Below are 22,927 nucleotides of genomic sequence, written 5' to 3' on the forward strand. Positions count from 1 at the left end.
GTGATGTCGCGGGCGACGAGTCTGCGCCGGCAGCATGGCGACGGCGATCAAGAGTTCGCATCGGCTGTGGCGATCATCGGAGTGGCATGCAGGTTTCCCGGTGCGGCCAACCCCGGTGAGTTCTGGGAACTGGTGTCTGAGGGGCACGAAGTCGCCAAACCCATTGACCATGTCGGCGACTTCGATGCCGAATTTTTCAATGTGTCACCGCGCGAGGCGGCGGCGATGGACCCACGGCAGCGACTCGCCCTGGAACTGGCATGGGAACTATTCGAAGACGCCCGCATCGTTGCGGAATCCGTGCGCGGCGAGCCCATCGCCGTCTACCTCGGGGCAATGAACGACGACTATGCGTTGCTGACGCTGGACCAGGCCCCGGGCAAGCTCGATCACTACTCGTTCGCCGGGGCCAGTCGGGGGATGATCGCCAACCGGGTTTCCTACGGTTTCGCCCTGCACGGTCCCAGCATGACCGTCGATTGTGGCCAATCGTCCTCGCTGGTCGCGGTGCACCTGGCCCGGGAATACCTGCGCGGCGCAGGTGATGCCACGATGGCGATCGCGGGCGGCATTCACCTCAACTTGGCGAGCGAAACCGGCCGGCTGGAAACAGAGTTCGGAGCTGTGTCGGCCTCTGGCCGCACCTACGCATTCGACGCACGAGCCGACGGCTACGTGCGCAGCGAGGGTGGCGGCCTGGTGCTGCTCAAGCCATTGCGCGCCGCGCTCGAGGACGGAAACAGTATCCGCGCAGTAATTCTGGGCGCCGCCCTGGGCAGCGCTGGGCACACGGCGGGTGGACTGGCAGCTCCCTCGGCCGCCGCGGAAGCCGACGTGATGCGGCGGGCGATGGCCAGCGCCGGCGTCGATCCCAACCAGATCGACTACATCGAGGCACATGGAACCGGCACGCGAATCGGCGACACCACAGAGGCCCAGGCGCTGAGCGAGGTCTTTGCCACACGCGAGACCCCGGTGTGGCTGGGTTCGGTGAAGTCCAATATCGGCCACACCGGCGCTGCCGCCGGAGCCGCGGGCCTGATCAAGACGGTGCTCTCGCTAGAGAATGGCGCAATACCGGCCAGTCTCAACTACGTTGGCGACAGCGCCGGGACAGACATGGAAAGCCATGGCCTGCATGTCAGTACCACACTCACACCCTGGCCGCGCGGAGCCGGGCCCCGCCAGGCCGGGGTGTCGTCGTTCGGCATGGGCGGCACCAATGCGCATGTGATCGTGCAACAGGCTCCGATCCCGCAAGAGGCCGTGGCGGACCCCGACGGTACGGAAGCGACCGTGCCGTGGCTGGTTTCGGCGCGTTCTCGGGCGGCGTTGGCGGGGCAGGCGCAGCGGTTGGCTGCGTGGGTGGCCGAGCTGCCCTCGATCGATGTGGCCGATGTCGGCTGGTCGCTGCTGTCGACGCGGTCCGTGTTCGAGCATCGGGCGGTGCTGGTGGGCGGTGATCGCGGTGGGTTCATGGCGGGGTTAGCGGCCTTAGCCTCAGGCGAACCGGGGGTCAACCTGGTTGCCGGACGTGCCGGCTCGGGGGGCAAGACCGTTCTGGTCTTCCCGGGACAGGGGGCGCAGTGGTTGGGCATGGGACGGGATCTCTATGGCCGGTTCCCCGCGTTCGCCAAGGCTTTTGACACGGTGGCTGACGCGTTGGACGAACACCTTCGTCTTCCGTTGCGAGAAGTGATCTGGGGTGCGGATGCGTCGCTGCTCGAGGGCACCGAATTCGCTCAACCCGCGGTATTCGCCCTGGAAGTCGCGTTGGCTGCGTTGTTGCAGGCCTGCGGCGTGGTCGCCGATCTCGTCATGGGCCATTCGGTCGGAGAGATCTCGGCGGCTCACGTGGCCGGGGTGCTAACGCTGACGGACGCGGTGCGACTGGTGTCGGCGCGGGGTCGGTTGATGGCGCAGCTGCCGCACGGCGGGGTGATGGTGGCGGTAGCGGCCAGCGCGGCACAGGTGGCGCCGATGCTGGAGGAAGGCGTCAGCATCGCCGCGGTCAACGGGCCGGATTCGGTGGTGATTTCGGGCCCGGAGGCCGCGACAGCCGTGGTAGCGGATCGGCTGACGGGCCAGGGTTGTCGGGCGCACCGGTTGGCGGTCTCACATGCATTCCATTCGGCATTGATGGAGCCGATGATGGTGCAGTTCGGCGCCACGATCAGCGGTATCGTCGCCCACGAGCCGCGGATTGCCCTGGTGTCCGACATGACTGGGCAGCTGGCTGCGGCGGGATACGGAACCGCCAGCTACTGGGTCGAGCATGTGCGCAAACCCGTCCGGTTCGCCGACGGCGTGGCCTTGGCCGAATCATTGGGCGCCGCGACATTCCTCGAAACCGGGCCGAGCGCCGGCCTGGGCACATCAGTTGCGTTGCTGGCCAAGGGTCGTCCGGAAGTCGAATCACTACTCACCGCGATGGGCCAGTTGTACGTCGACGGTGCGGACCTGGACTGGCGGGCGGCGTTCGCCGGTCTGCGCGCCCGGACGGTTACTCTGCCCACATATAGCTTCGCGCGGCAGCGGTTTTGGCTAGGTGAAGGCGCTGGCAGGAAGGCCGATAGCAGCGACGAGTCAGGGCTGCGGCCGCGTTTGGACAGTGTGGATTCCAAGGAGCGCTTTCGTCAACTGGTTGATCTGGTGTGCCTACACGCGGCGATCGCCACCGGCCACTCGAACAGCCACCAGATCGACGCGGAACGTGCCTTCCAAGATCTTGGGTTTGAGTCGATGACCGGGGTGGAACTGCGCAATCGGTTGCGTGCCGTAACCGGCTTAGCGCTGTCGCGAACCATCATTTTTGACTATCCGACGCCAATGGCGCTGGCCCGGCACCTTGATGAACAGCTGTCCGGTGGCAATCACGAAGAATCAGACGACGACAAGATCTGGTCGGTCCTGCGAACCATTCCCGTTCGTGAGCTCAGGCGAAGCGGAATGCTGGACAAGTTATTGCTGTTGGCCGGCCAGGACGAAAGCCTGGCACCCGATGCAGCTGTCAGCGACGATGTCATCGACTCGCTGAGTCCTGAGGCGCTTGTTGCGATGGCGCTCGACTCCGAAGACGACGACCCTGACTGACGAATTTGCGCTGCACAGCACAAATTACGCCGGCATTACTGGTCGCATATGTGACATGTGTTGAATACGTGCGACTTTGCGAGACCCCGCAGATCCGCCTAAACTTCAGTATCGCTACGGGTGGGCTGGCCGATAAGTAATTGAGGGCAGAGCAATGAGCGTTATCGCAGGTGTGTTTGGTGCGTTACCACCGCATCGTTATAGCCAAAGTGAGATCACCGAGTCGTTTCTCGAGTTCCCCGGTCTGCAGGAACATGAAGAGATTGTTTCGGCGCATGCATGCCGCGGCGAAGGTCAACAGCCGCCAATTTGTTTTGCCGATCGAGCAATACCCGGCGCTGACCGACTTCGGCGATGCAAACGAGATCTTCATCGAAAAAGCCGTGGATCTTGGCATTGAGGCCCTGATGGGCGCGCTTGACGAGGCGGGATTGACGCCTCAGGACATCGACCTGATCATCACCACGACGGTCACCGGAGTCGCGGTCCCGTCGCTGGATGCCCGGATTGCTGGCCGCCTCGGACTTCGCCCCGACGTACGCCGGATGCCGCTTTTCGGCCTGGGGTGTGTGGCGGGTGCGGCCGGGGTGGCGCGCCTGCATGACTACCTGCGGGGTGCGCCCGACGGCGTCGCGGTGTTGATCGCTGTCGAGTTGTGCTCGCTCACTTATCCGGCCGTCAAACCCACCGTATCGGGCATCGTGGGGACGGCGTTGTTTGGCGACGGCGCAGCGGCCGTGGTCGCCGTCGGCGACCGGCGTGCGGAACAGATTCGTGCCGGCGGCCCTGACATCCTCGACTCGCGCAGCCGCCTGTACCCGGAGTCGCTGGACATCATGGGCTGGGATGTTGGGTCTCACGGGCTGCAGCTGAGGCTGGCTCCGGAATTGACGAATCTGATCGAGGAATACCTGCCAGACGACGTTGATGCCTTCTTGGCCATGCACGATCTGACCAAGAACGACATCGGTGCATGGGTGAGTCACCCGGGCGGCCCCAAGGTCCTCGACGCGATCGCCAACAGCCTCGGGTTGCCCCCGGATGCCCTCGAGCTGACGTGGCGCTCATTGGGCGAAATCGGCAATCTTTCCTCGGCGTCGGTGTTGCACATTCTGCGCGACACCATCGCCAAAGGTCCGCCCAGCGGCAGCCCGGGTCTGATGCTGGCCATGGGCCCCGGATTCTGCGCGGAGCTGGTGTTACTGCGCTGGCACTGAGTCGACGAATTCGACTCTCAAGCCCGGTTTGGGGGCCAGCGCCGCAAAATTGGCCGCGCGGATGCGTTGAGCGGGCAACCTAAGCCTGGTGCGCGCGACTAGCCGGGCGAGCAGCACCACCAGCTCGGTGGTGGCCATCACCGCCCCGATACAGCGGTGCAGTCCGCCGCTGAACGGGATGAACTCATGAGGTGCGGGCTTGCGGTAGTCCGGTGCGGCGGGATCCCAGCGCTGCGGGAGAAACTGTGTGGGATTCGGCCATACTTCGGGGATTCGATGGGTTACGTATGCGCTGAAGATCAGCAGCCGTCCCGAGTTGATCCGGTGCCCGTCGAACCAGAGGTCGCGGATCAGCCGGCGCGCCGAGACCACACCCGGTGAGTAGAGCCGAAGCGTTTCGTGCACAACGCCATTGAGGTAGGTGAGAGCGCCGAGGGTCTCGGCGCTGGGCGCGGTGCCGCCGAGCACCCGGGCAACCTCGCGGGCCGCCGTCTCCCAGGCGCCGGGCAACGTGAGCAAGATGTAGGTGGCCCACGCCAGCGCTCCGCTGGTGGTCTCGTAGCCGGCCGCGATGAGCGAAACGATGGAGTCGCGAATCTCGTTGTCGCTCAACGCGCAGCCTTCTTCGGAACGGCCGTTGATCAGTGCGGTCAGCATGCGGTCGTCGGGGCTGGGCTCCGCGCGAGCGTTGGCGATTTCGGCATCGATCAGTTCGTCGATGCGGGTGCGCGCGGCCATCGCCCGCCGCCAACCCGGTGAGTTGAGCCGCTGCTGTAGTTGCATCACCTGGGGCAACCGGTGGGTCAGGTCGATCAGAGGCTGCAGTTGTCGGCCCAGATAGTCCGAATGGGAGGCCAGCCGTGGGCCGAACAGGCTCTCGGTCGTGCTGCGGCGCACCGCGCAACGAAACTCCTGGTAAATGTCCAGTGGTTGCCCTGGCCGCCAGCTGTCGATGACGTTGTCGATGGTGGACACCATGGTGGCGACATAGTCCTGCACGCTTCGGTGCCGCAGTCCGGGCGCCACGATGCTGCGGCGACGGCGGTGATCCTCGCCGTCGCTGACGATCAGTGCGGTCGGTCCATCGACGGGCACCAGGCTCTCGAACGTCTCGCGCCAGCTGAACGCGTCGGCATTGGCGAACACGAACCTGTTCGCCTCGGGGCCCAGCAGATAGACGAAACCGTGGCGCCCGACTCCCGCGTCGATGAATGCGCCACGGCGCCGATATAGCGCCAACAGTGCCTCCCCGGGACGGTAAGGCACCGTCCGGTAGGTGCTCATTCAAGTGTCTCGGAGAGTTTGAGCCAACGCTCCTCGGTCGCGACAACCTCGTCTTCGAGCGCCCGCAACTGCTGGGTCAGCTCGGTGATCCCGACGTGATCGGACTGGTCGTATTCGGCGAGCTCGGTGTGCTTTGCCGCGATGCGTTCGGCCAGACGGGCGAGTTGGCGGTCGAGTGCGGTCAACTCTTTCTCGGCGGCCCGGCGCTGAGCGCCCAACATCGCCTGTGCTGGCGCGGCCGGTTCCTGACTGGCCTTGGCCGCCGGACGTGCCGCGAGTTGCAGGTATTCGTCGATGCCGCCCGGCAGATGGCGCAGCTGGCCGTCCAGGATCGCGTACTGCTGATCGGTGACTCGTTCGAGCAGATAGCGGTCGTGCGAGACGACGATCATGGTGCCGGCCCAGGAGTCGAGTAGGTCCTCGGCGGCGGTCAGCATGTCGGTGTCGACGTCGTTGGTCGGCTCGTCGAGAAGTAGCACGTTGGGTTCCGACAGCAGGGTGAGCATCAGCTGCAACCGCCGCCGCTGCCCGCCGGAGAGTTCGCTGACTCGCGCGGACAGTTGCCCCTTGGCGAAGCCCAGGCGCTCCAGCAACTGTGTCGGGGTGACTTCGCGCCCGTCGACCTGGTAGTCGGCGCGCAGCCGGCCCAACACATCGGCGATCCGGTCTTCGGCGGCCGAGGCCAGCGCGTCGCCCTGCTGATCAAGCACGGCGAGCCGGACGGTCTTGCCGCGCTTGACGCGACCCGAGTCGGGTTGGATGGTCCCGGCGATCAGCCCCAGCAGGGTGGACTTTCCGGCGCCGTTGGCGCCGACGATGCCGGTGCGCTCACCCGGGCCGATCCGCCACTCGACCTCACGCAGCACCGGGCGGTCACCGTAGGATACCGACACGTCGAGTAGATCGATGACGTCCTTGCCCAGCCTGGCGGTGGCGAGCTTGGCCAGTTCGACGGTGTTGCGCAGCGGCGGCACGTCGGCGATCAGTTGATTTGCGGCCTCGATCCGGAACTTCGGTTTAGAGGTTCGCGCTGGCGGGCCGCGCCGCAACCAGGCCAACTCTTTGCGCATCAGGTTCTGCCGCTTGGCTTCGGCCGTGGGCGCCAGCCGGTCGCGTTCCACTCGCTGCAGCACGTAGGCCGCGTAACCGCCTTCAAAGGGCTCCACGATTCCGTCGTGAACTTCCCAGGTGGTGGTGGCGATCTCGTCGAGAAACCAGCGGTCGTGGGTGACCAGTAGCAGTCCGCCGGTGTTGCGCGCCCAGCGTTGTTGGAGGTGGCTGGCCAGCCAGGTGATTCCTTCGATGTCGAGGTGGTTGGTGGGCTCGTCCAGGGCGATCACATCCCAGTCGCCGATCAGGAGGCGGGCCAGCTGCACACGCCGGCGCTGGCCGCCGCTGAGCGTGCCAACCTTGGCGTGCCAGCCAATGTCGGATACCAGGCCGCTGACCACCTCGCGGATGCGCGCATTGCCGGCCCACTGGTGTTCGGGCTGGTCCCCGACAAGTGTCCAACCGACGGTATGGCTCGGGTCCAGGGTGTCGCTTTGGCTGACCGCGCCGATACGCAAGCCACTGCGGCGGGTCACCCGGCCGGAGTCCGGTTGCAGCTCTCCAGTGAGCAGCCCCAGCAGACTGGACTTGCCGTCCCCATTTCGACCGACGATCCCGATGCGTGCGCCATCGTTGACGCCCAATGTCACCGAGTCGAATATCACCTGAGTCGGATATGCCTGGTGTACGGACTCGGCCCCGAGTAGGTGTGCCACCAGCCCAAAACTACCGGCGAGGATGCCGGTGGCGTGCGTTCGGTCGCCGACCCAACATCGGTCGCCCCGCCGACCGGGGGATGTGCTCGCCGAGAAGGCGGTCGTCGGAGATTTGCTGGGTGGGTCTTGCGCGACACGCCGACCGATGGGTGTGGGTGGGGGAGTGAACGTCGCTTCTTCGCCGAGACGGCGACCTGTTGCGTCGGGGTGGTTGGGTGACTAGGTCGAAGGGATGCTCGGCGGTGGCGACGGGGGAGCGGCCGCATTCCCGTTATACCCAGTACGGGTACTTGGTATAGCCGAGTTGTGGCGCCGCGCCGTGGCGCCTCCGGTGTTCGCTCGAAAGAACCACGTCAACAGCTCGTATTCGGGGCATGCTGCCGCGCTAGTCCGGGCTGGCCGATTTCGTGCTGGGATATACCCCCTAGGGGTGCTAGTCTGATCGCTGCCATGTGCTTTGAGAGGACTCTCCTGAAACCGTGGCCGCGTTACCTGATCGCCGCGGTCGCCGTCGTTTGGTTGCTCGGGAGCCTCATTGCGCGCCACGGGCGACAGGCCGAGAGTGCCGCTGGTCGGGCACTGCCAAACCTGATCGCCGCGTCCGGTCAAGTGTTTGCTGGATCGCCCGGTGTGCGGGCCGCCCGCGATTGCCACTGCGTGCGGCAGGCGCAAGCTTGCCCCGACGCGATACAGCACGGCTGGATAACCGGCGCCGTTGGACCGGGCGTCCTGGTGACCGAGGTCGCGCTGGTCGCTTGGCTGGCTGTAACGGTGTTCTCGGCCACCCGAGGGCCGCCGGGATCGCCTGGGTCCATTCGCCTTGTCATGACCGTTACGGGCCGGAGCATCCTGGCCCGGAACTGCATCTCTCGCCGCTGACCGGTCAGCGTTCGCCGCTGTCCAGGTCCGACGCCGCGTGTTCGCGGCACTTGATGCAGGAAAGAGAATGTCGTGAATCGTGTTGTGGACCGAAGGTGCCACCAGACAAATGCCGGCCCCACTGGGTCGGTGCGTTGTGCCAACGCGAAGCGGGTGTGGTCATGACGCCCGGGGACCGGCCACGGGTCGTGGTCATCGGGGCCGGTGTGAGCGGATGGACCACCGCGATGGTGCTGGCCAAGCGGGGTTGGCAGGTCGTCGTCGCGGCCGACGGGTTCGGCATTGACGCGGTGTCCTCGGCGTCCGGGGCGATGTGGGAGTGGCCGCCGTCGCGGTGCGGCCGCTACCACGACCAGGCGGTATTGGCTCGATACGCGGGTTGGGCGATGCGTTCCTACCTGCGCTTCGCCCAGCTCGCCTCGGATCCGGGTACCGGGGTGGGCCTGAGGCCGGCGGTGTACTACTTCGGCCGCCGCATCGAGGACGACCCGATCGAGTTCGCGAAGATGTCCGAGGTGAAGCGATTTGTCCCCGGGTTCGTCCACGACCCGGCGCTGATCGATAGGCACGGCGTCAACCGGGACTCCGGTGTGATCGACGCCTATTCCTACCTGGCACCCACCATTGATACCGACTGGTATCTGGCCTGGCTTGCTCGCGAGGCCAAGAATGCGGGCGTCTGCGTCGACCGCCGACGGATCTTCGGCCCGTTGATCAATCAGGAAAATCGGCTGCTGACCGAATATCGTGCCGAATCGATCATCAACTGCGCGGGACTGGGCGCGCGAGAGCTGGCCGAGGACACGACCGTGGTTCCGCACCGCGGCGCGCTGCTGCGGGTGCTGCAGGAACGTGCCGCGACCTCGCGGGTAACCGCAGCTCACGTGGTGGCAAACGATGCCGCTACCGACCAGCAGAACCTGATCTCGATCGTGCCTCGCGGATCGGATCAGCTGGTGCTGGGCGGGCTCGTCGAGCCGGACCGATACCACACCGAATTGAACCTGGCTGACTATCCGCCGTTGCGCATGATGTTCGATCGCTGCGTCGAGTTCTTGCCGGCATTGCGCAGCGCTGCACCAGACGTGATTCATCCTGTACGGGTCGGGTTGCGCCCCTTCCGCCGCGACGGAGTGCGGCTGGAAGCCCAGCGCGGCACTCGGATCGTGCACAACTACGGTCATGGTGGCGCCGGCATCAGCCTCTCCTGGGGATGTGCCCAGGAGGTTGCCGATCTGGCCTACCGAATATTCGCCAGACAGGGCGTTGCCTGACCCGGATCCGCGCACGTGTGTCCGGCACCGCCGGGACGGGGTCTGCGGGGTCTTTCGGCCGACAAACAGCGTGACCAAAACCGCGCAGCGCGCGTATGTGCCATGATGGCCACGCCTAAGGCCTATGCAGGGAGCACTCAGGAGCAGTGGTGGATCTCAATTTGTGGATGGTCACACGTCCGGTCGAGCGTCTGGTGGCCACCGCCCAGAATGGTTTGGAAGTGCTACGGCTGGGAGGCCTGGAAACGGGCAGCGTCCCATCGCCTTCGCAGATCGTCGAGAGCGTACCCATGTACAAGCTGCGACGATACTTTCCGCCGGACAACCGGCCGGGTCAGTCGCCGGTCGGACCGCCGGTGTTGATGGTGCACCCGATGATGATGTCGGCCGACATGTGGGACGTCACCCGAGAAGAAGGCGCCGTCGGAATCTTGCATGCCCGGGGACTGGACCCCTGGGTCATCGACTTCGGCTCACCCGACAAAGTCGAGGGCGGCATGCGCCGCAACCTCGCCGACCATATCGTGGCGCTCAGTGAAGTCATCGACACGGTCAAGGACACCACCGGCAGCGACGTGCACATCGTCGGGTATTCGCAAGGGGGCATGTTCTGCTATCAGGCCGCCGCGTATCGGCGTTCCAAGAACATCGCCAGCATCGTGGCGTTCGGCTCCCCGGTGGACACCTTGGCGGCTCTGCCGATGGGCATTCCGGCCAACTATGGGGCCGCCATCGCAGACTTCATGGCCGATCACGTCTTCAACCGGCTGGATATCCCAAGTTGGATGGCGCGCGCCGGTTTTCAGATGATGGACCCGCTCAAGACCGCCAAGGCCCGGGTGGATTTCGTGCGTCAGCTGCACGACCGTGAAGCGCTGCTGCCGCGCGAGCAGCAGCGCAGATTCCTCGAGCGCGAGGGGTGGATCGCCTGGTCGGGTCCGGCGATCTCGGAGCTGCTCAAGCAATTCATTGCGCACAACCGAATGATGACCGGTGGTTTCGCCATCAACGGGCAGATGGTGACACTCACCGATATCACCTGCCCGGTACTGGCGTTCGTCGGCGAAGTCGACGACATCGGGCAGCCGGCGTCGGTGCGCGGTATCCGGCGCGCGGCACCCAACACCGATGTCTACGAATGCCTGATCCGGACGGGTCATTTCGGCCTCGTCGTGGGATCCAGGGCTGCCCAGCAGAGCTGGCCGACCGTCGCTGACTGGGTGAATTGGCTGTCTCGCGACGCAGACAAGCCGGCCAACATCAGCCTGATGGTCGAGCAGCCGGCCGAACACACCGACAGCGGTGTCGCGTTCAGCTCCCGCGTCGCGCACGGCCTCGGGGAGGTCTCGGAGGTGGCGCTGGCCGTGGCTCGCGGTGCGGCTGAGGCGGTCTTTGCGGCCAATAGATCGGTACGCACCCTGGCCGTCGAAACGGTCCGCACGCTGCCGCGCCTGGCTCGACTGGGCCAACTCAATGACCACACCCGAATTTCGCTGGGCCGCATCATCGATGAGCAAGCACGTGACGCACCGCAGGGCGAATTCCTGTTGTTCGACGATCGCGTGCACACCTACGAGGCCGTGAACCGGCGCATCAACAACGTCGTTCGGGGTCTGATCGAAGTCGGTGTGCGACAAGGTGACCGGGTGGGCGTGCTGATGGAGACACGGCCCAGCGCCCTGGTCGCGATCGCGGCGCTGTCCCGGTTGGGGGCGGTGGCGGTGCTGATGCGCCAGGACGTCGACCTGGCCGCCCAGGTTCGGCTCGGGGGAGCGACCGAGATCTTGGCTGACCCAACCAATCTCGCTGCTGCGCGGCAACTGCCGGGGCAGATATTGGTGCTGGGCGGTGGCGAGGCGCGCGATCTGGACCTGCCCGAGGACGCCGACGTCATCGACATGGAACAGATCGACCCGGACGCCGTCGAACTGCCCGCCTGGTATCGGCAGAACCCCGGTCTAGCAAGGGATCTGGCCTTTATCGCGTTCAGCGGAATCGGCGGTGAGCTGGTGGCGAAGGAGATCACCAACTATCGCTGGGCGGTGTCGGCTTTTGGAACCGCTTCCACGGCCTCGCTGGACCGCAAGGACACGGTCTATGCGTTGACGCCGCTGCACCACGAGTCCGCGCTGCTGGTCAGCTTGGGCGGTGCGGTTGTTGGAGGCGCCCGCATTGCACTGTCCCGCGGATTGCGGCCCGATCGGTTCCTCAACGAAGTGCGGCGATACGGCGTGACGGTGGTGTCCTACACCTGGGCGATGCTGCGTGACGTGGTCGACAATCCCGAGTTTGCGTTCCACGGTAACCATCCGGTGCGGCTGTTCATCGGCTCTGGGATGCCGACCGGACTCTGGGAGCGCGTCGTCGAGACGTTCGCACCCGCTCACGTCGTCGAATTCTTCGCTACTACCGACGGACAGGCGGTGCTGGCCAACGTGTCCGGCGCCAAGATCGACAGCAAAGGTCGTCCGTTGCCCGGGGCCGGACGTGTTGAGCTCGGTGCCTACGATGCCGAACACGACCTGATTCTGGAGAACGAGCGTGGCTTCGTGCAGATCGCCGAGGCAAACCAGGTCGGGGTGCTGCTGGCCCAATCCAGAGGGCCCATCGATCCGACGGCCTCGGTCAAACGCGGGGTTTTTGCCCCCGCCGACACCTGGATATCCACCGAATACCTGTTCCGCCGCGACGAGGACGGAGACTTCTGGCTGGTGGGCCGGCGCGGCTCGGTGGCGCGCACCGCGCGCGGGATGATCTATGCCGAACCCGTCACCGACGCGCTCGGCCTCATCGACGCCGTCGACCTTGCGGTCACCTACGAAGTCTCGGTCGGCGAGCATCAGCTCGCGGTATCGGCAGTGACACTGCGCCCGGGCGCGACCATCACGGGAGCCGATCTGACCGATGCCGTGGCCGGCATGCCGATCGGCCTGGGCCCCGACCTCGTGCACGTGGTGCCGACGCTCCCGCTCAGCGCGACTTACCGTCCAACGGTCAGCGCCCTGCGGGCGGCCGGGCTTCCCAAGCCGGGACGTCAGGCGTGGTATTTCGATGCCGACACCAGCGAGTTCCGGCGGTTGACGCCGGCGGTACGTGCCGAACTCAGCGGCGAGGCGCCCGGCGATGCTTGACGAGAAGCTGCTCAAGGTCCTGGTATGCCCGGCCGACCGGGGTCCGCTGCTGCTCGTCGAGGACGGCGAACGGGGCCGGCTGCTCTACAACCCGCGGCTACGGCGCGCATATCGGATCGACGACGACATTCCGGTCTTGCTGATCGATCAGGCCCGCGACGTCACCGACGATGAGCACGCTCGCTTCACGGCAGCGGGCTTACCGACAGATTCGCCGGCGGGCTGACGTCGCAACCCGACAATGCGGCGGGGCGTGACTATCGGAGAACGTCCCTACGGCCACAACGAACGCGACGAGGATTCGTGGCTGGGGCCGGCCCGGTAGCGTGCTACGCATGGCCATCAAACTCGAGAATGTCGGCATCGCCGTTCGCGACCTCGAAGCAACGATCTCCTTCTTCACCCACCTCGGTCTCACGGTCGTCGGTCGTGACACGGAGAGTGGTGAATGGGCCGACGCTGCCGTCGGCCTTGATGGCAACCACGCCAACATTGCGATGCTCCAGACGTCAGACGGGCACGGTCGTCTCGAGCTCTTCGAGTACATCCACCCACCGGTGATCGAGTCGAAGCCCATGCTGCCCAACGAGATTGGAATGCATCGGGTTGCCTTCTCGGTCGACGATATCGACCAGGCTCTCGAGATTGCCGCGAGGCGCGGATGCCGTCCACTACGCGGCGTGGCGACCTATCAGGACATCTATAAGCTCACTTACTTACGCGGTCCCAGCGGCATCATTGTGATGCTCGCCGAGGAGCTGACGGCGCGCTGACATCCGAAATCGGCCCACTTTGGCTGTGCCGCTTACCCACTCGGGGCTCTGAGTTCGTCCAGTAGGGGATCGACTGTCGCGCCGTTGCCGGCCGCACCGCACCGATCGTCTGGCAGCCGGGAGTGTCAGACACGCACTAGGCATCGGCGACAACGCTGCGACCTATCGTCGGCCTATCCAGTCGGCTACCCATCCTGACCGGCGGTGCCGGGTGCGCCCTGGTTACCGTCGGCCCCGTCGCTGCCATTCACGCCAAAGGTTCCCGCCGCGACACCACCGTCGCCGCCGGCGCCGGCGCTACCGCCGTTGCCGGCCGCGCCCCCGGCACCGCCAACACCGGAGCCACCAGCGCTACCAGCGCTGCCGAGAAAACCTCCCTGGCCCCCCGCGCCGCCGGCAGCGCCCGCGGCCCCGCCGTCGCCGCCGTCGCCGCCGTCGCCGCCGTCGCCACCGTTGCCTCCGACAGCGCCGATATTGCCGCTGACGCTGGAGGTTCCGCCGGCACCTCCAGCCCCGCCGGCACCTCCGGCCCCGCCGGCACCTCCGGCGCCACCGGTACCGGCGGCGCCACCGTTGCCGCCGAATCCGAATACCGAGCTGGCATTACCGCCGTTGCCGCCGACGCCACCGGTGCCGCCATTGCCGCCGACGGCAGTGGTATCGCCGCCGTCGCCGCCGCCGCCGAGCCCACCCTCGGCAGCGATGCCCAAATTGGTCGCAGTGCCGATGCCGCCCCCGCCGCCGCCACCTCCGATGCCGCCCGGTGCGCCGGCTCCGCCGGACCCTCCCGTGCCACCGATACCGCCGGCACCCCCGTTGCCGATCAGCAGCCCACCGTGGCCGCCGGTACCGCCCGCACCGCCGTTGCCGCCATCACCGCCGCCGTTGGAGGCCGAGTTTCCGTTGCCGCCGATACCACCATTGCCGCCGTGGCCCACACCGTCGGCGGACGTGCCGTTGCCGCCGGCCCCGCCAGTGCCACCGGCGCCGCCACCGATGTGGCCATCATGACCGGCGCCTCCATTACCGCCTGTCGCGGAGGGGCCGGTCACGGTGGAGTAGTCGTTTAGCGCATCGCCCCCGCGCCCACCGTCGCCCCCGTTGCCACCGATGGCGAAGAGGCCGGCGGCACCCCCGTCACCCCCGTTGCCGCCGATTGCGTTCTGGGTGTTGTGCACCGTCGCGCTCCCGCCGGCACCGCCGGTGCCGCCGTTGAGACTGTCGAGGCTGCCGCCACCGCCCGGACCTCCCGCACTGCCATAGATCTCGGTCGGGGGCGGCGCGGTCGAATGTTCCACATTGGTTCCGGCAGCGCCGGTGGATGCCGTCCCCGAGCCGTGGGAACTGACGCCGTCGATCCCGGCCAGACCGGTACCGCCTTGCCCGCCTGCGCCTCCGGAGCCCAATAGCCCAACCGCGTTGCCGCCGCTACCACCGTGGCCGGCGGAGCCCCCGTTTATGCCCGTTATTCCGGTGCCGCCTTGCCCGCCTGCGCCGCCGTTGCCCCACAGCAGGTCACCATCGCCGCCGGTACCGCCGGCCGCGCCGGCACCGCCGAATCCGCCGGTGCCTCCGCTGCCGAATCCCACCCCACCGGCGCCGCCGGAACCGCCGGTGGCGCCGGCGCCACCGGTCCCACCGATGCCCCCGTCCCCGAATAGCCACCCGCCGGCGCCGCCGGTGCCACCGGCCGCGCCGGTGCCGCCCGCCCCTCCGGTGCCACCGGTGCCGATCAGCCCGGCCGCTCCGCCGGAACCGCCGACCTGCCCGGTCGCGCCGGACCCGCCGTTGCCGCCGTTGCCCCACAGCAGCCCGCCATCTCCGCCGTTCGCTCCGGTACCGGCAGCTCCGTCGGTACCGTTGCCGATCAGGTCGCGTCCGAACAGCGTTTGGGTGGGTGCATTCACGGCGTCCAGCAGGAACTCCAACGGTGATGCATTGGCGGCCTCGGCGGTCGCATAGGAGAAGCCGCCGGCGGCAAGGGAGCGAACGAGTTGCTCATGGAACGTCGCCGCTTGCACGCTGAATGCCTGATACTGCTTGGCGTGCGCGCTGAACAGGCCAGCGATCGCTAGCGAGACCTCGTCGGCGGCGGCCGCCAGCACCGAGGTCGTGGGGACGGCCGCTATGGCATCGGCGGCGCTGATCGTCGACCCTATCGTCGCGGTGTCCGCTGCCGCCGCCGTAAGCATCTCGGGTGCTGCGATCAAAAACGACATTGGTTGGCTCCTCTACGCTCGCGAGCGGCGGCCACCCAGTGGTACTCGTCCTGGCCATCGGCAGCCACATCTGCATACCAGATGGTATAGGAATGCATACCGAAAGGTATGAAAGTAGCGGCAACGGGTAAGCACCGCGCCGAGAAGCGGCGCGGCGTTCGGTCTCGAGTCCAGCCTCGGCCCGGCACACCGAGCGCTCAGAAGAAGTGCTGAGAGTCTTGGTGTGCCGGGCTGGCCGGTGTCGGCTGTCGCATCTGGGTGGCGGTAGGTTTTGCCTGGCCGCCCATGGCTAAGCGGTGCCTACTGCAGCGCGGGCGAGGGCCCGGTGTTGTTGGTCGAGCGGTCCCACAGCCTCATCGCTGTCGTCGGCGTCATCGGTGACGAGTGCGCTCGTTTCATGACGCAATCTCCTCTGGCAGCTCACCGGTGAGGTAGCGCTGCAGGGTGGGAGCGATGGCCTGTGCGACCTGGTCGGCCGGCAGTGAGGCGAAGGGCTCGATCTTGACGATGTGGCGAGCCATCACCACTCCCAGCAGTTGGGAGGTCACGAACTGGGCGCGGATCCTGCCGGTTCCGGTGGGGGAGTCGACTCGCGAACCTACTTCGCTTGTCACCACCTCCTGCAGGAAAGAACGCGCCAGATTCGACTCGGTGCCTGCCATCAACGCCCGCAGGGTAGCGATGAGCCCGGTGCCCAGGTCCGAATCCCACAGTGGCAGTGACACGGACGGCAGCTTGAGCCCGAGTTCGTCAACGGGGGTTTCGACAATCTGCTCGAGCACCACGGTCGGATCGATGGGGATTTGGATGGCGGCAGCGAACAGCTGTTGTTTGGTGCCGTAGTAGTGATGCACAAGAGCGGCATCCACGCCGGCGGCCGCAGCCACCGACCGGACCGAGGGTCGGTCAAGACCATTGAGCGCAAAGAGTTCTCGCGCACAGGTCAGGATGTGTTCCCTGGTGTTTGAGGTGCCGATGGGGCGTCCAGGTCGCCGGCGTCCGGTGTTTGTCGTTTCCACGCTAGGGTGTCCGTCGGCGTAGGGTTGCGGCGGCCAGGCAAAGGGATGCGACCGCGAAAACCACCACGACGACGATGTCGCGAAGAGCGATGTAGGTGAGCTCGGGATGAGCTCCCACCTGCTGCAAGGCTTCCAGCGCATAGCTTGCGGGCATGGCGTTGCTGACCCACTCGAGCCAGGTAGGCATGACCGCACGAGGGACGATGATGCCGGCTAGCAGCAACTGCGGCACCATCACCAAGGGGATGAACTGCACGGCCTGAAACTCCGTGCGGGCGAAGGCACTGAACAACAATCCCAAACCGACTCCCAGAATGGCGTTGACGACTGCGATTACGAAGACCCACACGGGACTGCCCGCGGTGTCGAACCCGAGCAGCCAAAACGACACGATGCAAGCCACCGTGGCCTGTGCCGCGGCCGCGAGCGAAAATCCTGTGCCGTAACCGGCCAGCATGTCCAGCCGCCGCAGCGGCGTGGTCAGTACCCGCTCCAACGTCCCGGATGCCCGCTCTCGCTGCATCGTGATCGAGGTGATGATGAACATCACGAATAGCGGGAACAGGCCCAACAGGATCAAACACGCGTTTTTGAACGGCGTTTGCGTGCCGGGGCGGTGCGGGGCATTTTCGAACATGAAATACATCAGCGTGATCACCAGCACCGGCACCAGCAGGATCATCGCAACGCTGCGGTGATCGGCCAGGGCTCCGGCGTTGTTGATTAGCAGGCTTGTGAGCTGGGGAATTGTGGATTGAGGAGGTCTAGGCGGCGGTTGGCGGTCAAAGCGGTGATCCGGCAGGCTTCGGCGATGTTGTCGGCGCCGTTGAGGCGGTGCAGATTGATCGCGGTGTTGCGTAGCGTTGCTAGGACCTGTGCGCCGTTTCCGGTATGTGCCCTTTGACGGTCTTCGTCGAAGGTGACGTCGCGTATCCAGTGCAGGCTGTTCTCGATTCCCCAGTGTTGACGCATCCAGGTCATGATCGCGGTAGGGCGGGCGTGCTCGAACGGCAGGCTGCAGATGGCATAGACCACCTCCACGCTGCGCTGGTCGGTGGCGGTGATCAAGCGTTCACGAGTGATCCGGATGATTTGTTTTGCGTAGGGGAAGCCGATTCCTCGTGCAGCGGTGATGATTTGCAGGGTGCGGGTCTCGACACGGCCGTGGCCGCGGGAGTCGTCGGTAGCGGCTGCGGGCACCTCGGCCCAGGGCAGCGCGGTGATACGCGCAAGTATTTTGGCTTGGTTGGACTTGACGATCATCAGGTAGTGCGACTTCAAGGTGGCGCAGATCAACTTCGCGGTGACGACCTGGGTATGCATCGCATCCACGGTGACCAGCCACCGCAAGCTACCCGGCAGCAGCGTGAGCAGGGCACGTACGCAGGGAATTTCATTGCTTTTCTCGGCGACAGCGAGTTGACCGAGCACCAATCGGGCACGGTGGGCGAACACCGACACGAGATGCGTGGCTGTCGCTTTGGCGCGTAAAGCACCACGCAGCATCTTGCCGTCCAACGCGATCGGCACCAATCCACTGGGGTCGCTGCTGGCCACGTGTGCAGTGAAGTAACTGCCCATCCTGGCGTTGAGGTCGGCGGGGTCTAGCCGAGACAAAACAGCACGGAAGGTCTTCTCACTGGGCCGCCGGAACCCGACCCCTAATTGGGCCAACACATCATCGGGAGCGGTGGCCGCCCATGTGGCAAAACCAGCATAGCCGCGCATCCCCGCGGCAGTGGCCAGAACCGCGATCGCCAACAAAGCCATCAGCGAATACCTCCGACCGCGTGGGTCCCTCGGGTCTGGCACCGAGGCCAACACATCGAGAAACTCCGATCCGATGAGCTCGCTGCGCTCACCAGGACTCCAGCGGTCGAACACCTCTGGAACCGACGACACAGGCAATACTGAAACGGTAGGCACGGGCAACTCCAGACCAACGACGAACAGTAACCAACTCGATCGTTCTCCAGATAGCCCGTGCCTACACTCCGGCCCCAATAGCGCGGCACCAAAGATCATCAACCCAGCTCACAAGCCTGCTAATCAACAACGCCGGAGCCCTGGGTGATCGGCGGCGAGCTGACGCAGGATTCGCGTGGTGGTAGCGGTGTAGGCGCGCAGGCCTATTCGGCCTGGTGCGTGGTGGTGTGGCGGCGGATCATGGAGAGAAACGCCTCCTCCAGCGACATGCATCCGGTGTCCTTCCGTAGTTGGGTCGGGGTGGTCTGCGCCACTAGGCGGCCGGCACGCATCAGCAGCAGATCGCCGCAGTGCTCGGCTTCATTCATGACATGACTGGAAATCAGCAATGTCGTTCGGGCGCGGGCTAGCTCGGCAAACTGCTGCCAAAGATCTACGCGCAAAACGGGATCCAGGCCCACCGTAGGTTCGTCGAGGACAAGCAAGGTGGGGTGGCACACCAGCGCGCACGCCAGCGACACCCGGGTTCGCTGTCCGCCGGACAGGTTGGCGCAGTAGTCGGTGCGGTGATCGGTCAGGCCCACTCGCGCGATCGCATCATCGGCGGCTTGCCTGTTGTAGCCGTAGAGGGCGGCGAAGTAACGGACGTTGTCAATGATTCGCAGGTCGTGGTAGATCGCTGGATCTTGTGGCAGATATCCGACCTGGCGGCGCAGCACGGCAGAACCGGCCGGATGACCCAGCACGGTGACGGTTCCCGACGTCACGATCTGGGTGCCGACGATGCTGCGCATCAGGGTGGTCTTACCGCACCCGGATGCCCCGAGCAGGCCGGTGATGGTGCCGCGCGCAATGTCGACCGAGAAGTCGTGCAGCGCGGAGTGTTTGCCGCGGATGACCCGTAGGTGCTTGATGCTGACAGCCGGCTGTGACCCACCTGTTAGCGATTCAACGCTTGTTGAAGTCACCATGCGATGAATAGTCGACCTAGAAGTGGGGGTTTGTCAACAGGAAGGGCACAATCGCTGCGATGAGCGCTGAGCAACTGCTGGTCGACCCGGTATCTGCCGCACATCGACTGCTCGGGGCGACCATCGCCGCGCGGGGGGTGTGCGGCGTCATCGTCGAGGTCGAGGCCTACGGCGGGGTTCCCGACGGCCCGTGGCCCGACGCGGCGGCCCATTCCTATCGCGGACCCAGTGCGCGCAACCGCGTCATGTTCGGTCCACCCGGTCGGCTCTACACTTACCGCAGCCACGGAATCCACGTATGCGCCAACGTCGCGTGTGGTCCCGACGGTACGGCCGCGGCGGTGCTGCTCAGGGCGTGCGCCATTGGTCGCGGTACCGATGTCGCCCGGTCCCGCCGGGGTGGGCTGGTTGCCACCGCCGCGCTCGGGCGTGGTCCGGGAAACCTGTGTTCGGCGCTAGGGATCACCATGGATGACAACGGGATTGATTTGTTTGACCCGGCCAGTCCGGTGACGCTCCAGCTGCACGAACCGATCGCGGCGGTCTCGGGGCCGCGGGTGGGAGTCAGCCGCGCCGCCGACCGGCCCTGGCGGTTGCGGTCGGCCGACCGTCCGGAGGTGTCGGCGTATCGACGAAGTCCACGAGCACCCGCCCTCGGGGCCAGCGACTAGAGTCTTGCGCGATGTCTTCAAACTCTTCTGGGTCAGCTGGGATCCTCGACGAGCTGGGCTGGCGCGGCTTGATCGCCCAGTCCACCGACCTTGACGCGCTGGCCGCCAACGCACAGCGCCCGCCGCTGACGGTTTATGCCGGTTTCGACCCCACCGCGGCAAGCCTTCACGCCGGACACCTGGTGCCGCTATTGACGTTGCGGCGATTTCAGCGAGCGGGCCATCGTCCCATCGTGTTGGCGGGTGGGGCCACCGGGATGATCGGCGACCCTCGCGACATCGGTGAGCGCAGTCTCAACGACGCCGATACCGTGGGCAACTGGACCGAGCGGATCCGCGGCCAGCTGGAACGCTTCGTCGACTTCGACGGATCTCCCACCGGCGCGATCGTCGAGAACAACCTCGAATGGACCGCCGCCATGTCGACCGTCGAGTTTCTGCGTGACGTCGGCAAACACTTCTCGGTGAACGTGATGCTGGATCGGGACACGATCCGGCGGCGGCTGGAGGGCGAGGGGATCTCCTACACCGAGTTCAGCTACATGCTGCTGCAGGCCAACGACTACGTCGAACTGCACCGGCGCCACGGCTGCACGCTGCAGATCGGCGGATCGGATCAGTGGGGCAACATCATCGCCGGAGTCCGCCTGGTGCGCCAAAAGTCGGGTGCGGCGGTGCACGCCCTCACGGTCCCGCTGGTGACCGCCGCCGATGGCACCAAGTTCGGCAAATCGACCGGCGGCGGCAGCCTTTGGCTGGACCCCGAGATGACCAGCCCGTACGCCTGGTACCAGTACTTCGTAAACACCGCCGACGCGGATGTGATCCGCTACCTGCGGTGGTTCACGTTCCTGGTTGCCGAGGAACTGACCGAGCTGGAGCAGGCCACCGCCGAGCGGGCCCACCAGCGCGCCGCCCAACGCCGGCTGGCGGCCGAACTCACCACCCTGGTGCATGGGGAGGCGGCCACCGAGGCCGTCGAGCACGCCAGCCGAGCGCTTTTCGGCCATGGCGAGTTGAGCCGGCTCGACGAGGCGACTCTGCGCGCGGCACTGCGCGAGACGAGCATCGCCGAACTCGAGCCGGGCACCCCGGACGGCATCGTGGATTTGCTGGTGGCCACCGGGCTTTCGGCCAGCAAGGGCGCGGCGCGGCGCACCATCGGCGAAGGTGGGGTGTCGGTCAACAACATTCGGGTCGAGACCGATGAGTGGGTACCGCAGACATCGGACTTCCTGCACGGCCGCTGGCTGGTGCTGCGCCGTGGCAAGCGGAACATCGCCGGAGTGGAACGCGTCGGCTGAGCCGCTCTTTCCCGGTGAGTGAAATGCATAGTCCAGCATTTCTCAAAGCACTGGCAGGGCTCCGGCGTTGTTGATTAGCAGGCTTGTGAGCTGGGTTGATGATCTTTGGTGCCGCGCTATTGGGGCCGGAGTGTAGGCACGGGCTATCTGGAGAACGATCGAGTTGGTTACTGTTCGTCGTTGGTCTGGAGTTGCTCGTGCCTACCGTTTCAGTATTGCCTGTGTCGTCGGTTCCAGAGGTGTTCGACCGCTGGAGTCCTGGTGAGCGCAGCGAGCTCATCGGATCGGAGTTTCTCGATGTGTTGGCCTCGGTGCCAGACCCGAGGGGCCCACGCGGTCGGAGGTATTCGCTGATGGCTTTGTTGGCGATCGCGGTTCTGGCCACTGCCGCGGGGATGCGCGGCTATGCTGGTTTTGCCACATGGGCGGCCACCGCTCCCGATGATGTGTTGGCCCAATTAGGGGTCGGGTTCCGGCGGCCCAGTGAGAAGACCTTCCGCGCTGTTTTGTCTCGGCTAGACCCCGCCGACCTCAACGCCAGGATGGGCAGTTACTTCACTGCATACGTGGCCAGCAGCGACCCCAGTGGATTGGTGCCGATCGCGTTGGACGGCAAGATGCTGCGTGGTGCTTTACGCGCCAAAGCGACAGCCACGCATCTCGTGTCGGTGTTCGCCCACCGTGCCCGATTGGTGCTCGGTCAACTCGCTGTCGCCGAGAAAAGCAATGAAATTCCCTGCGTACGTGCCCTGCTCACGCTGCTGCCGGGTAGCTTGCGGTGGCTGGTCACCGTGGATGCGATGCATACCCAGGTCGTCACCGCGAAGTTGATCTGCGCCACCTTGAAGTCGCACTACCTGATGATCGTCAAGTCCAACCAAGCCAAAATACTTGCGCGTATCACCGCGCTGCCCTGGGCCGAGGTGCCCGCAGCCGCTACCGACGACTCCCGCGGCCACGGCCGTGTCGAGACCCGCACCCTGCAAATCATCACCGCTGCACGAGGAATCGGCTTCCCCTACGCAAAACAAATCATCCGGATCACTCGTGAACGCTTGATCACCGCCACCGACCAGCGCAGCGTGGAGGTGGTCTATGCCATCTGCAGCCTGTCGTTCGAGCACGCCCGCCCTACCGCGATCATGACCTGGATGCGTCAACACTGGGGAATCGAGAACAGCCTGCACTGGATACGCGACGTCACCTTCGACGAAGACCGTCAAAGGGCACATACCGGAAACGGCGCACAGGTCCTAGCAACGCTACGCAACACCGCGATCAATCTGCACCGCCTCAACGGCGCCGACAACATCGCCGAAGCCTGCCGGATCACCGCTTTGACCGCCAACCGCCGCCTAGACCTCCTCAATCCACAATTCCCCAGCTCACAAGCCTGCTAA

Annotated in this window: 16 protein-coding genes and 1 pseudogene; 10 read left to right on the forward strand and 7 right to left on the reverse strand. The window is 65.7% G+C overall.

Going from position 1 to position 22,927, the window contains the following annotated elements:
- Positions 1-3 precede the first annotated feature (3 nt).
- Both SHTP_RS10340 and SHTP_RS10345 read left to right on the forward strand, forming a co-directional pair.
- A complete protein-coding gene (locus SHTP_RS10340; RefSeq protein WP_096372412.1) occupies positions 4-3,093 on the forward strand; it encodes a type I polyketide synthase in 3,090 nt (1,029 codons plus the stop codon).
- Between the two features lie 154 nt (positions 3,094-3,247).
- A pseudogene (locus SHTP_RS10345) lies at positions 3,248-4,310 on the forward strand (type III polyketide synthase).
- Here the strand turns inward: SHTP_RS10345 and SHTP_RS10350 are convergent.
- Positions 4,293-5,576: a cytochrome P450 gene (locus tag SHTP_RS10350; RefSeq protein ID WP_096372413.1), complete on the reverse strand. Its 1,284-nt coding sequence runs from the start codon at positions 5,574-5,576 to the stop codon at positions 4,293-4,295. The pseudogene SHTP_RS10345 and the gene SHTP_RS10350 overlap by 18 nt on opposite strands.
- 14 nt (positions 5,577-5,590) lie before the next feature.
- Positions 5,591-7,360, reverse strand: a complete 1,770-nt coding sequence (locus SHTP_RS10355; protein ID WP_096370531.1) for an ABC-F family ATP-binding cassette domain-containing protein — start codon at positions 7,358-7,360, stop codon at positions 5,591-5,593.
- A 450-nt stretch (positions 7,361-7,810) separates the two neighbouring features.
- Between SHTP_RS10355 and lpqS the strand changes: the two genes are divergently transcribed.
- The 5 genes from lpqS to SHTP_RS10380 all read left to right on the forward strand — a co-directional run bounded on the left by lpqS (position 7,811) and on the right by SHTP_RS10380 (position 13,417).
- Positions 7,811-8,239, forward strand: a complete 429-nt coding sequence (gene lpqS / locus SHTP_RS30685) for a putative copper homeostasis (lipo)protein LpqS (protein ID WP_477497728.1) — start codon at positions 7,811-7,813, stop codon at positions 8,237-8,239.
- A 161-nt stretch (positions 8,240-8,400) separates the two neighbouring features.
- On the forward strand, positions 8,401-9,513 hold the full coding sequence (locus SHTP_RS10365) for an FAD-dependent oxidoreductase (protein WP_096370532.1): 1,113 nt from the start codon (positions 8,401-8,403) through the stop codon (positions 9,511-9,513).
- A 146-nt stretch (positions 9,514-9,659) separates the two neighbouring features.
- Complete coding sequence (locus SHTP_RS10370; RefSeq protein WP_096370533.1) at positions 9,660-12,644, forward strand: acyl-CoA synthetase; 2,985 nt, start codon at positions 9,660-9,662, stop codon at positions 12,642-12,644.
- On the forward strand, positions 12,637-12,870 hold the full coding sequence (locus tag SHTP_RS10375; protein WP_096370534.1) for a Trm112 family protein: 234 nt from the start codon (positions 12,637-12,639) through the stop codon (positions 12,868-12,870). The genes SHTP_RS10370 and SHTP_RS10375 overlap by 8 nt, the downstream gene beginning before the upstream one ends.
- A 109-nt stretch (positions 12,871-12,979) precedes the next feature.
- Positions 12,980-13,417, forward strand: coding sequence for a VOC family protein (locus tag SHTP_RS10380; protein ID WP_096370535.1), 438 nt, complete (start codon positions 12,980-12,982; stop codon positions 13,415-13,417).
- A 185-nt stretch (positions 13,418-13,602) separates the two neighbouring features.
- Here the strand turns inward: SHTP_RS10380 and SHTP_RS10385 are convergent, their stop codons facing one another.
- The 5 genes from SHTP_RS10385 to SHTP_RS10405 form a co-directional block, all read right to left on the reverse strand.
- Complete coding sequence (locus SHTP_RS10385) at positions 13,603-15,636, reverse strand: PE family protein (protein WP_096370536.1); 2,034 nt, start codon at positions 15,634-15,636, stop codon at positions 13,603-13,605.
- Between the two features lie 395 nt (positions 15,637-16,031).
- The gene (locus tag SHTP_RS10390) at positions 16,032-16,655 is read right to left on the reverse strand and encodes a TetR/AcrR family transcriptional regulator (RefSeq protein WP_096370537.1); all 624 of its coding nucleotides are present in this window, start codon (positions 16,653-16,655) and stop codon (positions 16,032-16,034) included.
- 1 nt (position 16,656) lies between these two features.
- A complete protein-coding gene (locus SHTP_RS10395; RefSeq protein ID WP_231991795.1) occupies positions 16,657-17,403 on the reverse strand; it encodes an ABC transporter permease in 747 nt (248 codons plus the stop codon).
- Positions 17,379-18,581: an ISAs1-like element IS2404/ISMul1 family transposase gene (locus SHTP_RS10400; RefSeq protein WP_420872987.1), complete on the reverse strand. Its 1,203-nt coding sequence runs from the start codon at positions 18,579-18,581 to the stop codon at positions 17,379-17,381. The genes SHTP_RS10395 and SHTP_RS10400 overlap by 25 nt, the downstream gene beginning before the upstream one ends.
- A 203-nt stretch (positions 18,582-18,784) precedes the next feature.
- Positions 18,785-19,552: an ABC transporter ATP-binding protein gene (locus tag SHTP_RS10405; protein ID WP_096370540.1), complete on the reverse strand. Its 768-nt coding sequence runs from the start codon at positions 19,550-19,552 to the stop codon at positions 18,785-18,787.
- A 59-nt stretch (positions 19,553-19,611) separates the two neighbouring features.
- Here SHTP_RS10405 and SHTP_RS10410 point away from each other — a divergent pair, with 59 nt between their 5' ends.
- The 3 genes from SHTP_RS10410 (at position 19,612) to SHTP_RS10420 (ending at position 22,927) form a co-directional block, all read left to right on the forward strand.
- On the forward strand, positions 19,612-20,223 hold the full coding sequence (locus SHTP_RS10410) for a DNA-3-methyladenine glycosylase (protein WP_096370541.1): 612 nt from the start codon (positions 19,612-19,614) through the stop codon (positions 20,221-20,223).
- Positions 20,224-20,234: 11 nt separating this feature from the next.
- Complete coding sequence (gene tyrS / locus SHTP_RS10415) at positions 20,235-21,527, forward strand: tyrosine--tRNA ligase (RefSeq protein ID WP_096370542.1); 1,293 nt, start codon at positions 20,235-20,237, stop codon at positions 21,525-21,527.
- A gap of 197 nt (positions 21,528-21,724) precedes the next feature.
- Positions 21,725-22,927 carry an ISAs1-like element IS2404/ISMul1 family transposase gene (locus SHTP_RS10420; RefSeq protein WP_420872988.1) on the forward strand — a complete coding sequence of 401 codons (1,203 nt, stop codon included), beginning with the start codon at positions 21,725-21,727 and terminating at the stop codon, positions 22,925-22,927.

It is taken from the genome of Mycobacterium ulcerans subsp. shinshuense (assembly GCF_002355775.1).
Classification (GTDB): Bacteria; Actinomycetota; Actinomycetes; order Mycobacteriales; family Mycobacteriaceae; genus Mycobacterium; species Mycobacterium marinum.